Raw genomic sequence first — 14,593 nt, 5'->3', positions numbered from 1 at the left:
GACATATAGAGAAGGGTATTTCTGGCGCTAGAAAAAATGATCAAGTCTGACTAAAGATGTTTGCAGAGAGGGCGATAAAGATAAGCGTGACAGGTTGAAGGGAAAAATTTTCACCTGGTCCTAAAAAAAATCTAAAGGTTGTTTAAGGGCAGACGATAACAACTTTGACGGCGCTGAAGCCGGCGGGTTGAAGCCCACACCTTAACCGAAAGACTTGATTAACAGGAATAATTATCATGGCCCAAGTCATTAATACCAACAGCCTCTCGCTGATCACACAGAACAACATCAACAAAAACCAGTCTGCAATGTCTACCGCTATTGAGCGCCTGTCTTCAGGTCTGCGTATCAACAGCGCTAAAGATGACGCAGCAGGTCAGGCAATTGCTAACCGCTTCCAGTCAAACATCAACGGCCTGACTCAGGCAGCGCGTAATGCTAACGACGGTATCTCTGCAGCGCAGACCACTGAAGGCGCACTGTCAGAAATCAACAACAACTTGCAGCGTGTTCGTGAACTGACTGTACAGTCTCAGAACGGCACTAACAGCCAGTCTGACCTGGACTCAATCCAGGACGAAATCAAATCCCGTCTGGACGAAATTGACCGCGTATCCGGTCAGACCACTTTCAACGGCGTGAACGTGCTGGCTAAAGACGGTTCTATGAAAATCCAGGTTGGTGCAAATGATGGTGAAACTATCACGATTGACCTGAAGAAAATTGATTCCTCTACTTTGAACCTGAGCGGTTTCAACGTAAATGGTAAAGGTGGTGTGGCTAACACTGTAGCATCAGCGACTGATATGACTGCCGCTGGCTTCACGTTGAGTGGGTCAACTTACACTGGCTCAGCAGGCTTTACTGCTGCATCTTCAGCCAATGTTCTTAGCAGCTTGACCAATACTAGTACTGTTACCACCGCCGCAATGGTAAACGACGGCCTTTCAGCTGCCGGAAATACCTATAAATATAATAGTGCCTCGAATAGTTTCACTTTCGACGAAGCCAACGTAACCGCAACTAAGGCTACTAGCTATTTAAATCCAACAGCCACTGATACGACCAAAGCTACAGTGACTATTGGTACTACTAAGCAAGATGTCATCATTGCTCAGGACGGTTCTCTTACTGCAGCGGATGATGGCGCAGTGTTGTATCGTGATACCACTGGTAACCTTACTAAGAACAGCGGCGGAGCAACACCACCACCGGCTGCTACACTGGCTAACTTGGCTGCTAATACCGGTAGTAATGCTGCAACAATTGCTACTTCCAAAGGTACTTTGGTGTCTGATGGCACAAACTATGATGTCACTGGCGCAACCATTAGCGCAGATGCTCTGAAGACGGCTGCAGCAGGTAATTCTGCTTATACCACGTCAACTGGTTATTCTGTCAGTGCTGCTGGTGCTGTAACCGTGACTTCTGGTGGCGCAGCAGTTTATGCTGACAACAAAGGTGGTTTAACCACAAACAACACAGCTAACTACTACGTTCAGGATGACGGCACCATCACTAACGGCAGCGGTAAAGTGGCTTACAAAGACGCGGCAGGTAAAATCACTACCGATGCGCAGACTGCAACCACCACCACTGCTGATCCATTGAAAGCGCTGGATGCCGCAATCAGCGACATCGACAAGTTCCGTTCTTCACTGGGTGCGATTCAGAACCGTCTGGATTCAGCGGTAACTAACCTGAACGACACCACTACTAACCTGTCTGAAGCACAGTCTCGTATTCAGGATGCTGACTACGCCACTGAAGTTTCAAACATGTCTAAAGCACAGATCGTGCAGCAGGCGGGTAACTCAGTGTTGGCGAAAGCTAACCAGGTTCCACAGCAGGTTCTGTCTCTGCTGCAGGGCTAATCGCTCTAAGCTCCTTGCTTATCAAACCCCGCTTCTGCGGGGTTTTTTTATACCTGCATATTCATAATATGCATATTTGCAGGCGCAACGAATTACGTGAACCAAACCCACCCAACCCTCTTGAAGCTTCCCCCGCTTATCGCTAAGGTAAGCGCGTTTTTTCACCGCCAGGAAACTTCATGACCACCATTGCGCTCATCGACGACCATATGATCGTCCGTTCGGGTTTTGCCCAATTGCTGGGGCTGGAACCGGATTTCCAGGTTGTTGCCGAATGTGGTTCCGGGCGGGAAGCGCTCAACCAGTTACCAGGTCGCGGCGTGCAGGTGTGCATCTGCGATATCTCGATGCCGGATATTTCCGGGCTCGAGTTATTGAGCCAATTGCCGAAAGGCATGGCGACCATCATGCTATCGGTGCACGACAGTCCGGCGCTGGTGGAGCAGGCGCTGAATGCGGGCGCGCGCGGATTCCTCTCTAAACGTTGCAGCCCCGATGAACTGATCGCCGCGGTGCATACCGTGGCCAAAGGCGGCTGCTATCTGACGCCCGATATTGCTATGAAGCTCGCCTCCGGACGTCAGGACCCGCTCACCAAACGCGAACGGCAGGTGGCGGAAAAACTGGCGCAAGGTTTAGCGGTAAAAGAGATCGCGGCCGAACTGGGCCTGTCGCCAAAAACCGTTCACGTTCATCGCGCCAATTTGCTGGAAAAGCTCAACGTCAGTAACGACGTTGAACTGGCGCGCCGCATGTTTGATGGCTGGTAATGCAGCCACTCTTTTCGCGGCTGATTGCCGTCATCGCCAGTTTTTGTATCTTTTCTGCCGCGTGGTTTTGCCTGTGGAGCATTAGCCTGCATCTGGCGGATCGTCCTGAGCTGGCGGTGTTGCTGTTTCCCTTTGGCCTGCGCCTTGGCCTGATGTTGCAATGCCCGCGCGCCTACTGGCCGGTGCTGCTCGGTGCCGAGGGGTTGCTACTTTATTGGCTGTCGCGCGAAGTGGCGCTGGCGCATCTACCGCTGCTGATGCTGGGCAGCGTGCTGACGCTGCTGCCGGTGGCGCTGATCTCCCGTTATCGTCATCAACGCGACTGGCACACCTTGCTGTGGCAGGGCGGTGCGATGGTGTGCGCGGCGCTGCTGCAGGCGTTGCCGTGGATCGCAGAACCCGCCGCGCTGAATGCGGTGCTGCTCACGCTCACCGGCGCACTGACCGTGGCACCAACCTGTTTGGTGATCTGGCATTACCTCACCAGCACGCGCTGGCAGCCGCTTGGCCCGTCGCTGGTCGGTCAGCCGGTTAACTGGCGCGTGCGCCATCTGTTTGGTTATGTGCTGCTGTTTATGGTCAGTTTGTGGTTGCAGCTGGGTCTGCCCGCAGAGCTGTCGCGCTTCACACCGTTTTGTCTGGCGTTGCCGATCATTGCGCTGGCATGGCATTACGGCTGGCAGGGCGCGCTGATCGCCACACTGATGAACGCTATCGCGCTAATCGCCAGCCAAACCTGGCACGATCACGCGGTTGATCTGCTGCTCTCACTGCTGGCGCAAAGTCTGACCGGGCTGCTGCTCGGCGCGGGTATTCAGCGTTTACGTGAACTCAATCAGTCGCTGCAAACCGAGTTGGTACGCAATCGTCGCCTGACGGAGCGCCTGCTGGAGACCGAAGAGAGCGTCAGACGCGAAGTGGCGCGCGAGCTGCACGATGATATCGGCCAGACCATCACCGCGATTCGCACCCAGGCCGGGATCATGCAGCGCATTAGCCCGGAAAGTGGCGTCAAGCAGAGCGGCATGCTGATTGAGCAGCTGTCACTGGGCATTTACGATTCGGTGCGCCGCTTGCTGGGGCGCTTGCGTCCGCGCCAGTTGGACGATCTTTCGCTCGAGCAAGCAATCCGTTCGCTGATGCGGGAAATGGAGCTGGAAGGGCACGGCATCATCAGCCACCTCGACTGGCAGATTGATGAAGCGCGACTGAGTGAAGCGCAGCGCGTCACGCTGTTTCGCGTTTGTCAGGAAGGACTCAACAACGTGGTGAAACACGCCAGCGCCCGTGCGGTGACGCTGCAAGGCACATTGCAGGACGAGCGGTTGCAGCTGGTGATTGAAGACGACGGCTGCGGCTTACCGCTGGGTTCCCCGCAGCACGGTTTTGGCCTTGCCGGCATGCGCGAACGCGTGACGGCACTCGGCGGCTCGCTGGGGATCTCCTGTACCCACGGCACGCGCGTTAGCGTCACGTTACCGCTGCGCAAGGGATAACCAATATGTTGTTTAGATTTCTCAAAGCGCCCGCCAGCGCGCAGCCGATCAGCGATAAAGCGACCATTGATGCGCGCTATCGCTACTGGCGGCGCCATATCATGATCACCATTTGGCTCGGCTATGCGCTGTTCTATTTCACCCGTAAAAGCTTCAACGCCGCGTCGCCGGAAATTCTGGCGGCGGGCGTGATGACGCGCACGGATATCGGCCTGCTGGCGACGCTGTTTTACATCACTTACGGCCTGTCGAAGTTTTTCTCTGGCATCGTCAGCGACCGCTCTAACGCGCGCTACTTCATGGGCATCGGGCTGATAGCGACAGGCGTGGTGAATATTTTGTTTGGCTTCTCCACATCGCTGTGGGCTTTCGCCGTGTTGTGGGTGTTAAATGCCTTTTTCCAGGGATGGGGATCGCCGGTCTGTGCGCGTCTGCTGACCAGCTGGTTTTCCCGCACCGAACGCGGCGGCTGGTGGGCGCTGTGGAACACAGCACAAAACGTTGGCGGTGCGCTGATCCCGATGATCGTGGGTGCCGCCGCGCTACACTATGGCTGGCGCGCCGGCATGATGATCGCGGGCGGATTAGCGATCGTCGCTGGTATTTTTCTCTGCTGGCGCCTGCGCGATCGCCCGCAAACCGTGGGTTTACCGCCGGTCGGTGACTGGCGCCACGATGCGCTGGAGATTGCTCAGCAGCAAGAGGGCGCGGGGCTGAGTCACAAACAGATCCTTGCCAAATATGTGTTGCTCAACCCTTACATCTGGCTGCTGTCGCTGTGTTACGTGCTGGTTTACGTGGTGCGTGCCGCGATTAACGACTGGGGCAATCTCTATATGTCCGAGACGCTGGGCGTGAATCTGGTGACGGCCAACTCGGCGGTGACCATGTTTGAACTCGGTGGCTTCGGTGGCGCGTTAGTGGCGGGATGGGGATCGGATAAATTGTTCAACGGCAATCGTGGCCCGATGAACCTGATCTTTGCCGCCGGCATTTTGCTGTCAGTGGGATCGCTGTGGCTGATGCCGTTTGCCAGCTACGTGATGCAGGCTGCGTGTTTCTTTACCATCGGCTTTTTTGTCTTCGGGCCGCAGATGTTGATTGGCATGGCGGCGGCGGAGTGTTCGCATAAAGACGCGGCGGGCGCGGCGACCGGCTTTGTTGGCCTGTTTGCCTATCTGGGCGCATCGCTCTCCGGCTGGCCGCTGGCGCGGGTGATCGATGTCTGGCACTGGAACGGTTTCTTTGCGGTCATCGCATGCGCGGCGGGCATATCGGCCTTGCTGCTGTTGCCATTCCTGCATGCTCAAACGCCGCGCCAGCGCGAGGAAGTGTGATGCATCCCCGCTTTTTACCCTTACATCGACAAAACTAAGAAATTTTCCCGGTTGCGCCGGGCAGTTGTCTCAGGCCGAAACCGCTGCTGATTTTTACAATGCCTGCCATCACGCAGGTCATTAATCAGGAGCACTCCATGCTGGCTTTCTTAAATCAGGTGCGCAAGCCGACCCTGAATCTGTCGCTCGAAGAGCGGCGCAAGATGTGGTTCAAACCCTTTATGCAGTCCTATCTGGTGGTCTTTATCGGCTACCTGACCATGTATCTGATCCGCAAAAATTTCAACATTGCGCAGAACGACATGATCACCACCTACGGACTCAGCATGACCCAGTTGGGGATGATTGGCCTCGGCTTCTCCATTACGTACGGCGTCGGTAAAACGCTGGTCTCCTATTACGCCGATGGGAAAAATACCAAGCAGTTCCTGCCGTTTATGCTGATCCTCTCGGCCATCTGCATGCTGGGCTTCAGCGCCAGCATGGGCGCGGGCTCGGTGAGTTTGTTCCTGATGATCACGTTTTATGCGCTGAGCGGCTTCTTCCAAAGTACCGGCGGATCCTGTAGCTACTCCACCATCACCAAATGGACGCCGCGCCGGAAACGCGGCAGCTATCTGGGGATGTGGAATATTTCGCACAACCTGGGCGGCGCAGGTGCAGCGGGTGTGGCGCTGTTTGGTGCCAATTACCTGTTTGATGGGCATGTGGTCGGCATGTTTGTGTTTCCGTCACTGATAGCGCTGGTGGTCGGTTTTATCGGTCTGCGCTACGGTAGCGATTCACCCGAATCTTACGGTTTGGGCAAAGCTGAAGAGCTGTTTGGCGAAGAGATCAGCGAAGAGGATAAAGAGACCGAAGATCAGGCGATGACCAAATGGCAGATCTTTGTCGAGTACGTGCTGAAAAACAAAGTGATTTGGCTGCTGTGCTTCGCCAACATCTTCCTGTACGTGGTGCGCATTGGTATCGATCAGTGGTCGACGGTGTATGCCTTCCAGGAGTTAAAACTGTCAAAAGAGGTGGCGATTCAGGGCTTCACGCTGTTTGAAGTCGGTGCGTTAGTCGGCACGCTGCTGTGGGGCTGGTTGTCGGATCTGGCGAATGGTCGTCGTGCGCTGGTGGCATGCGTGGCGCTGGCGTTGATTATCGCCACGCTTGGTATCTATCAACATGCCAGCAATCAGTATGTTTATCTGGCGTCGCTGTTTGCCTTGGGCTTCCTGGTGTTTGGTCCGCAGCTGTTAATTGGCGTTGCCGCTGTCGGCTTTGTGCCGAAAAAAGCCATTGGCGCCGCCGATGGCATCAAAGGCACCTTTGCTTACCTGATTGGTGACAGCTTCGCCAAGTTAGGCTTGGGAATGATCGCCGATGGCACGCCCATCTTTGGCTTAACCGGTTGGGCAGGGACCTTTGCGGCGCTGGATGCCGCCGCGATCGGCTGTATCGCCCTAATGGCGATGGTGGCGGTGTTTGAAGAGCGTAAGATTCGCCGTGAAAAGCGTCTGCAACGGTTGAAAGCAGCATGATGTTTAGCCCCGGTTTTCACCGGGGCTTTTTCGGACGATAAATCCTGCTGACCTAAAACAAATTCATACGCAGGGGAATGGACGATTTTAGCTGCTGCACTACTTCCTCAGAAAAGTAACCACCTTGTTACAGTCCTCGCGCAGATTGCCGATAACTCCCCTCAGAATCATTCCAATTTTTGAACCACATTTTTCCGTTTCTGGGGTGTCTATGCGCTTCAATTATGACTTGTTACCGGGTGAGCTACTGACCTTCGAAGAGATTGCCCTGCGCTACACGCAGCAGCATCCCGACGAGAAAGAGCTTACCGCACGCGGGTTGCTGAGCCCGTCGACCAGCTTTCGCAATTTGGTGATCCGCGCGCTGTTCGCGCAGGAGGAGATCAACAGCCCGATCGAGGATCTGCTGTTTGTCTCGGACGACAACGAGCGCAAAAACTATCTGCGTCGCTTTGAGCATTACCTGAAAAACCAGCAGGCGTTTCTCTACTTCCGGCGCAACGACGAAGCGCGCAAAGAAGGGCGCTGGAAAGTGGTCGGCGAAACCCAGGTGTTTGCCATGCTCGATCCCAATTCGGCAGCGGCACAGAATCTGCTCAACAGCCGGGGCTTTAAGCTGGTGCTGATGCGGCAGACCGAAGAGGATGAGTATTGGCAGCTGTTCGATGCGCAGGCGCATCCGTGCTTCCCGCTGTCGCGCAAAATCCAGTTTCTGGTGGTGTTGAGCACGCCGCAATACAAAGTGCCGAGCGGCGTGATGCCCGGCACCGAAGTCGGACGCCGCGTGAAAGCCAAAGTGCTGCAGCGCTCCAGCCAGGCGGAGTTTACCTCGGCGGTAAAAGCGCGCTACGGCGCCTGCATTATCACCGGCACGCAGCTAACCGAACGTCACAGCTGGCCGTGGGTGGAAGCGTGCTACATCGACACGCAAGAGAACGAAGAGGGCTTTCTGGCGGATAACAGCGCCGATAACGGCTTATTCCTGCGCAGCGACCTGCAGCGGCTGTTTATCAACAAAATGATAAGCATCAACGCGGAAACCGGTCAGGTGCTGTTTAATCCTGCGCTGGAAACTGAAGCGTTGATTACCCCTTTTTATCAGGCACTTGAGGGCAAAGTTTGCGCATTATGGGACGCGGTGCCGCCTGGCACGCGGGAAAGACTGCGTAATTTGCGCTAACGCCCGCGCGGATGGCGGTGCGATCCACCGCCATCCATAACAAATTTGAAATAACCTCGCTTTTGCCCGCCTATTCTGCCAATCAAAACCCCTACAGAATTGGATAATCATGCCGATAACTTTACTAACGCAGGGTAGTCAACGTGAACGATCTCTATACCGCCGATGGCGTGATGGATAAACATTCGCTCTGGCAGCGCTACGTTCCTCTGGTGCGGCATGAAGCGCTGCGCCTGCAGGTTCGTTTGCCAGCCAGCGTTGAGCTTGACGATCTGCTGCAGGCCGGTGGCATTGGCTTATTAAATGCCGTGGAGCGCTACGATGCGCTACAGGGCACCGCCTTTACTACCTACGCCGTGCAGCGTATCCGGGGAGCAATGCTGGATGAGCTGCGCAGTCGCGACTGGGCACCACGCAGCGTACGCAGAAATGCGCGCGAAGTGGCAGGTGCCATGCATCAGGTAGAACAAGCGTTGGGGCGCTCGGCTACTGAGCAGGAAGTGGCTGAGCGACTGAATGTTTCGCTGGAGGAGTATCGGCAGATTCTGCTCGATACCAACAACAGCCAACTCTTCTCCTACGACGAGTATCGGGAAGAACACGGCGACAGTGCGGAGCTGGTGACGGAGGGGCATGAGGAAGCCAACCCGCTTCATCAGTTGTTGGAAGGAAACCTACGTGACCGCGTGATTGAAGCGATTGAGGCCTTGCCTGAACGTGAAAAACTCGTGCTCACACTGTACTACCAGGAAGAACTGAACCTGAAGGAGATTGGCGCGGTGCTGGAAGTGGGGGAATCCCGCGTCAGTCAACTGCACAGTCAGGCGATCAAACGCCTGCGTGCCCGATTATCGGGGGCGCGCTAACAGTCTCAGTTCCTGGCGATCGAAAAAAACAATAAAACCGGGGACTCAGCAATGGGAGCCAAAGTTAAAGCCAGACCGTTAAGTCGCTATCTTAAAGACTATAAGCACAGCCAAAGCAATTGTTCACACTGTGGCAAAGTTTTAGATCGTATGGCGTTAGTCTTTCGCGGCCAGATCATCAATAAAGAGGCCATCGCACGCATGGACCAAATGATTGACGATCAGGTGTGGATGAAACTCCAGCCAGAATTGACCGCCTTGTGTCGTTTCTGCAGCGATATATTTTGTAATACCCATCCGAATTACTTCGACATTATGGCGTTTAAGCAATACCTGTTTGAGCAGACCGAGATGAGCCACAGTACCATACGTGAGTACGTGGTACGTTTGCGTCGGCTTGATGACATGCTGAAGGCGAAAAATTTCCCGGCCGATCGTTTACGGGGCAATAGCTGGCATGAATGTCTGGAGAACGATCTGCCTGATGCGGGCAATAACAATTACCGCATCGCACTGCGAAAATATGACCAGTTTTTAGGCTGGCAGCAGGGCTGAGGGTGATCCCACCCTTGTTGTTGTCGAGCATGACAGCAACAAGGGCAGCACGCGGTGAATTCCGGGTGCGACTTTTCTCATCTTCTGCAACACTGTATGGATAACTGCACATTGCCCGAATGGAGGCTGCATTGTCCTTACATCTTCTGCACCAGTTTCCCCGTCTTGAATTACTCGGTGCACCTACGCCGCTTGAGCATTTGCCCCGGCTTTCTGACTATCTGGGTCGCGATATCTTTATTAAGCGCGATGACTTCACGCCGGTTGCCCTCGGCGGTAATAAACTGCGTAAACTCGAATTCCTGGCTGCGGATGCGCTGCGCGAAGGCGCGGATGTGCTGCTGACGGCGGGCGCTATTCAATCTAACCATGTGCGTCAAACCGCAGCGGTAGCGGCGAAGCTCGGCCTGAAGTGCGTGGCGCTGCTGGAAAACCCGATTGGCACCGCGTCAGAAAACTACCTCAGCAACGGCAATCGCCTCATGCTCGATTTGATGGATGTGGAAATCGTCATGGTTGATGCGCTGCACAATCCTACTGAACAGCTGGCCGCTCAGGCCGAACACCTCGAAGCGCAGGGATTTCGTCCGTATATTGTGCCGGTTGGCGGTTCCAACGCGCTCGGTGCGCTCGGCTACGTTGAGTGTGCGCAGGAGATTGCGCATCAAAGCGAAGGCGTGGTGGATTTTGCCGCGGTGGTGGTCGCTTCCGGCAGCGCCGGCACGCACGCGGGCCTGGCGGTGGGTCTGGAACAGCTGCTGCCCGAAACCGAATTGGTCGGCGTCACCGTGTCGCGCAAAGTTGAGGCGCAGTTGCCGGTGGTGGAGCGCATTCGCAGCGCGCTGGCTGAGCAGCTGGAAGTGCAGTCCAAAGCGCCGATCACCTTGTGGGATGATTACTTCGCGCCGCGTTACGGCGAGCCAAACGATGAGGGCATGGCGGCGGTGAAACTGCTGGCGCGCCTGGAAGGCATCATGCTCGATCCGGTCTACACCGGTAAAGCGATGGCGGGATTAATCGATGGTATTGCGCAAAATCGCTTCCGTCGTGAAGGTCCATTGCTGTTCGTGCATACCGGGGGATCGCCGGCGTTATTTGCTTATCACCCTTCGGTCTGAGACAGAACGTAAAAACGGTTTATAATCCAGCGGTTATTCAAACGGTCGCCGTCGATGGCGGCCTGACTAAGCACACAACAACACATCACAATAAATGGGGTAAACATGACTTTCTCTCCAATTCGTCGCCAAATGGTGATGGGCATGATGGCGGTCGCGCTGGTCGCGGGCGTTAACGTTAAATCCTTTGCCGCTGAAGATTTGCTGGTAAAAGTAAAGAGTAAAGGCGAGCTGCGCGTCGGTCTGGAAGGCACTTATCCGCCGTTCAGCTTCCAGGATGAAAAAGGCCAGTTGACCGGCTTCGAAGTGGAGTTCGCGCAGGCGCTGGCTCAACACCTTGGCGTGAAAGCCGATCTGCGTCCGACCAAATGGGACGGCATGCTGGCGTCGCTGGATTCCAAACGCATCGACGTAGTGATCAATCAGGTCACCATTTCCCCTGAGCGCAAGAAAAAGTATGACTTCTCTACGCCGTACACCATTTCTGGCGTGCAGGCGCTGACGCTGAAGAAAAACGCAGCGACCGTCACCAAGCCAGACGATCTGGCCGGCAAGAAAGTCGGCGTCGGTCTCGGCTCCAACTACGAGCAGTGGCTGAAGGATAACGTGCCGAAAGCCGATGTGCGTACCTATGATGATGACCCAACCAAGTATCAGGATCTGCGTTCAGGCCGTTTAGACGCCATTCTGGTTGATCGCCTGGCGGCGCTGGATCTGGTGAAGAAAACCGGCGACACCATGGCGGTAGCGGGCCCGGCCTTCTCCCGTCTGGAATCGGGCGTGGCGCTGCGTAAAGGCAACGACGATCTGCTGAAAGCGATCGACTCCGCCATCGCGGACATGCAGAAAGATGGCTCGCTGAGCAAACTGTCTGAAAAATGGTTCGGCGCGGACGTCACTAAATAATGCAGGAAAGCTTACAACTGGTGCTGGATTCAGCACCATTTTTACTAAAAGGCGCGCTGTTCACGCTGCAGCTGAGTATCGGCGGGATGTTCTTCGGCCTGATACTCGGCTTCGTGCTGGCGCTGATGCGCCTGTCACACTTCTGGCCGATCAACTGGCTGGCACGCATCTACGTGTCGATTTTCCGTGGCACGCCGCTCATCGCCCAACTGTTTATGATCTATTACGGTCTGCCGCAGTTTGGTATCGAGCTGGATCCGATTCCCTCGGCGATGATAGGTCTGTCGCTGAATACCGCCGCTTACGCCTCTGAATCGCTGCGTGGTGCGATTGCCGCGATTGAGCGCGGGCAGTGGGAAGCCGCTGCCAGCATCGGCATGACGCCGTGGCAGACGCTGCGTCGCGTGATCCTGCCGCAGGCCGCGCGCACCGCGCTGCCGCCGCTGGGCAACAGCTTTATCAGCCTGGTGAAAGATACCTCGCTGGCCGCCACCATTCAGGTGCCGGAGCTGTTCCGTCAGGCGCAGCTGATCACCTCACGTACGCTGGAAGTGTTCACCATGTATCTGGCGGCCTCGCTGATTTACTGGGTGATGGCGACCGTGCTGTCGGCGTTGCAAAATCGCCTGGAAGCGCATGTGAATCGACAGGATCGGGAGGGCAAATGAGTGCAATTGAAGTCCGTCAGCTGGTGAAGCAGTTTCACGGCCAGACGGTGCTGCACGGCATCGATCTCGACGTGGCACCAGGCGAAGTGGTGGCCATTATCGGGCCAAGCGGCTCCGGTAAAACTACGCTGCTGCGCAGTATCAATTTGCTGGAAGTGCCGGAAAGCGGACGTATTAAAGTTGGCGATATTGCCATTGATGCGGCGCTCGGCCTCAATAAGCAGAAGCAGCTGGTGCGCCAGTTGCGTCAGCAGGTTGGCTTTGTGTTCCAGAACTTCAATCTGTTCCCGCACCGCTCGGTGCTGGAGAACATCATTGAAGGGCCGGTGATCGTGAAGGGCGAGCCGAAGGCGGAAGCCATCGCACGTGCGCGCAGTTTGCTGGAGAAAGTGGGATTGCACGGCAAGGAAGAGAGTTTTCCACGTCGTCTCTCCGGCGGACAGCAACAGCGTGTGGCGATTGCTCGCGCGCTGGCGATGCGTCCGGAAGTGATTCTGTTTGATGAGCCGACCTCGGCGCTTGATCCTGAGCTGGTGGGCGAGGTGCTCAACACCATTCGCGCGCTGGCGCAGGAGAAACGCACCATGGTGATCGTCACCCATGAGATGAGCTTTGCGCGCGACGTCGCGGATCGCGCCATCTTTATGGATCAGGGACGCATCGTGGAGCAGGGCGCAGCAAAAGCGCTGTTCAGCAATCCGCAGCAGGCGCGTACCCGGCAATTTCTCGACAAGTTTCTTAACCAATAATCCCCAGCGTCGCCTGATAAGGGCGACGCTTTTCTTATCTCTCCCGGTATTTTTCTTCTCAGTATTTTCCTAAAGTTAATTTATCTAACTTTAATAACTTCATGAATTTTAACGTTTAAATTTCAGCAGTATCCTACGCGACTTAGGGTGATTTCTTATTAGGAAAGTCCCGATTGAGACATCTTTGTAAATATAAATAATTCTTTACAAATTCATGGCGCAATTAGGACATAGCAATGACAACTGCCAGGAAAGAGGTCCTGTGGATCAACACGCTCAAAGGGGGCTGCATTTTGATGGTGGTATTACACCACTCCATCATCACCACGTTCGCGCCTTCGCTGCATCATCTCACGGCTGGGCTGATGCCAGCGCACTGGTGGGTGGCGTTTAACACCTATCTGTCGCCGCTGCGCATGCCGGCCTTCTTTTTTGTATCCGGTTTGCTGGCTGCCAGTTCAATCACCAAAAAGAGCTGGAAAGAGGTGTTCACCAAGAAGTTCAGCAACATCGTCTATCTCTACCTGCTGTGGGGCGTCATTCAGTGGCTGAGCATTCACTACATCTCCACCCACCTCGGGGAGCGGCTCTCCAGCACTAAAAACGCCGCCTATGCCGACACGCCGTTTGAGTTCGTTAAGCTGCTGATGACCTCGATGACGAGCCTGTGGTATCTCTACGCGCTGGCCGGATTCTTCCTGTTCACCAAGCTGTTCCACAAACAGAAGATGGCCTTGATGGCGCTGGCGATTGTCGCGACTTACGCCGCGCAGTTTAGCCTGATTCCCGGCTGGGGACCCGCCAGCGTGGCGCAGAACTATCTCTATTTCCTGCTCGGCGTGTTCTTCAGCCAGGCGTTGATCGAGTTGAGCGAACTGAAGCGTCAGCACTGGTTGATGCTGGGCGGCATTGCGCTGATTGGCCTACTGCACCATGTCGGCGGCATCTATAAGAATCCGTTCTACAGCTTGCTGACCATCGTGTTTGGCATTGTGCTGTGCCGCTTGCTCAATGAACATTTCAATATGGCGTGGCTTAACTGGATTGGCCGTAACACGCTGCAAATCTACGTGCTGCACCGTATCTTTATTGAGCTGCTGGGGCTGAGTGCGATTGTGCTGGCGGTGCATTATGGTTGGTTTGACCATACCGTCTTTAGCTGGGCATGGGCGCTACTGATGCCAATTATCGGCGTTGCGTTGTGTACCAGTATTTCGTTGTTGGTGTGGACGCTGCTCAACCGTGGTCCGGGCCGCATGCTGTTTCTCTATCCGCGCCTGCTGAGCAAACCTGCGCTCGAAAGCAAAAGCGCACCGCTGCAATAACTTTGTTGATCACGCGCCGCACATTCCGTAGCGGCGCAATTCATTGCGCGATAAATCACGCCGCTACGGAATGCGCGGTAATAAATCGCTTAGCACAACGCTAATATCGCTGCTTATCCATTTGCCACATTAAATAAATCTACATTTAGAATTTGAATTTAATCTGGCATAAGAAAGGGGGGATTGTTCTTAATTTACCTGCGCGACACCGATCACACTT

The 14,593-nt window shown here is 55.1% G+C and carries 13 protein-coding genes; all 13 read left to right on the top strand.

The window, feature by feature from the left end; translation table 11 throughout:
- The first annotated feature begins 236 nt into the window (after positions 1–236).
- Positions 237–1,874, top strand: coding sequence for a FliC/FljB family flagellin (locus P6287_RS11625; protein ID WP_277973744.1), 1,638 nt, complete (start codon positions 237–239; stop codon positions 1,872–1,874).
- Positions 1,875–2,053: 179 nt separating this feature from the next.
- The gene (uhpA, locus tag P6287_RS11620) at positions 2,054–2,644 is read left to right on the top strand and encodes a transcriptional regulator UhpA (protein WP_277973743.1); all 591 of its coding nucleotides are present in this window, start codon (positions 2,054–2,056) and stop codon (positions 2,642–2,644) included.
- Positions 2,644–4,140 (top strand): signal transduction histidine-protein kinase/phosphatase UhpB, encoded by a 1,497-nt coding sequence (gene uhpB / locus P6287_RS11615; protein ID WP_277973742.1) that lies wholly within the window; start codon positions 2,644–2,646, stop codon positions 4,138–4,140. The genes uhpA and uhpB overlap by 1 nt, the downstream gene beginning before the upstream one ends.
- Before the next feature lie 8 nt (positions 4,141–4,148).
- Positions 4,149–5,477 (top strand): MFS transporter, encoded by a 1,329-nt coding sequence (locus tag P6287_RS11610; RefSeq protein WP_110866456.1) that lies wholly within the window; start codon positions 4,149–4,151, stop codon positions 5,475–5,477.
- A 137-nt stretch (positions 5,478–5,614) separates the two neighbouring features.
- A complete protein-coding gene (uhpT, locus tag P6287_RS11605; protein WP_256696734.1) occupies positions 5,615–7,006 on the top strand; it encodes a hexose-6-phosphate:phosphate antiporter in 1,392 nt (463 codons plus the stop codon).
- Positions 7,007–7,217: 211 nt separating this feature from the next.
- Complete coding sequence (locus tag P6287_RS11600; protein ID WP_101764045.1) at positions 7,218–8,186, top strand: HNH endonuclease signature motif containing protein; 969 nt, start codon at positions 7,218–7,220, stop codon at positions 8,184–8,186.
- A gap of 143 nt (positions 8,187–8,329) precedes the next feature.
- Entirely contained in the window at positions 8,330–9,052 is a 723-nt protein-coding gene (locus P6287_RS11595) for an RNA polymerase sigma factor FliA (RefSeq protein WP_007891379.1), read from the top strand.
- 51 nt (positions 9,053–9,103) lie between these two features.
- Complete coding sequence (fliZ, locus tag P6287_RS11590) at positions 9,104–9,607, top strand: flagella biosynthesis regulatory protein FliZ (protein WP_007891377.1); 504 nt, start codon at positions 9,104–9,106, stop codon at positions 9,605–9,607.
- Between the two features lie 131 nt (positions 9,608–9,738).
- On the top strand, positions 9,739–10,725 hold the full coding sequence (locus tag P6287_RS11585; protein WP_192411607.1) for a D-cysteine desulfhydrase: 987 nt from the start codon (positions 9,739–9,741) through the stop codon (positions 10,723–10,725).
- Between the two features lie 105 nt (positions 10,726–10,830).
- Positions 10,831–11,631 carry a cystine ABC transporter substrate-binding protein gene (tcyJ, locus tag P6287_RS11580; protein ID WP_192411608.1) on the top strand — a complete coding sequence of 267 codons (801 nt, stop codon included), beginning with the start codon at positions 10,831–10,833 and terminating at the stop codon, positions 11,629–11,631.
- Positions 11,631–12,299 (top strand): cystine ABC transporter permease, encoded by a 669-nt coding sequence (tcyL, locus tag P6287_RS11575; protein WP_064739084.1) that lies wholly within the window; start codon positions 11,631–11,633, stop codon positions 12,297–12,299. The genes tcyJ and tcyL overlap by 1 nt, the downstream gene beginning before the upstream one ends.
- Positions 12,296–13,048: an L-cystine ABC transporter ATP-binding protein TcyN gene (gene tcyN, locus P6287_RS11570; RefSeq protein WP_064739083.1), complete on the top strand. Its 753-nt coding sequence runs from the start codon at positions 12,296–12,298 to the stop codon at positions 13,046–13,048. Before tcyL ends, tcyN begins: the two co-directional genes overlap by 4 nt.
- A gap of 236 nt (positions 13,049–13,284) precedes the next feature.
- The gene (locus P6287_RS11565) at positions 13,285–14,373 is read left to right on the top strand and encodes an acyltransferase family protein (RefSeq protein ID WP_277973741.1); all 1,089 of its coding nucleotides are present in this window, start codon (positions 13,285–13,287) and stop codon (positions 14,371–14,373) included.
- Positions 14,374–14,593: the final 220 nt, after the last annotated feature.

This window comes from Pantoea sp. X85, assembly GCF_029623675.1.
In the GTDB taxonomy this organism is placed as follows: Bacteria; Pseudomonadota; Gammaproteobacteria; order Enterobacterales; family Enterobacteriaceae; genus Pantoea; species Pantoea leporis.
This window is presented reverse-complemented; position numbering and strand designations above follow the sequence as displayed.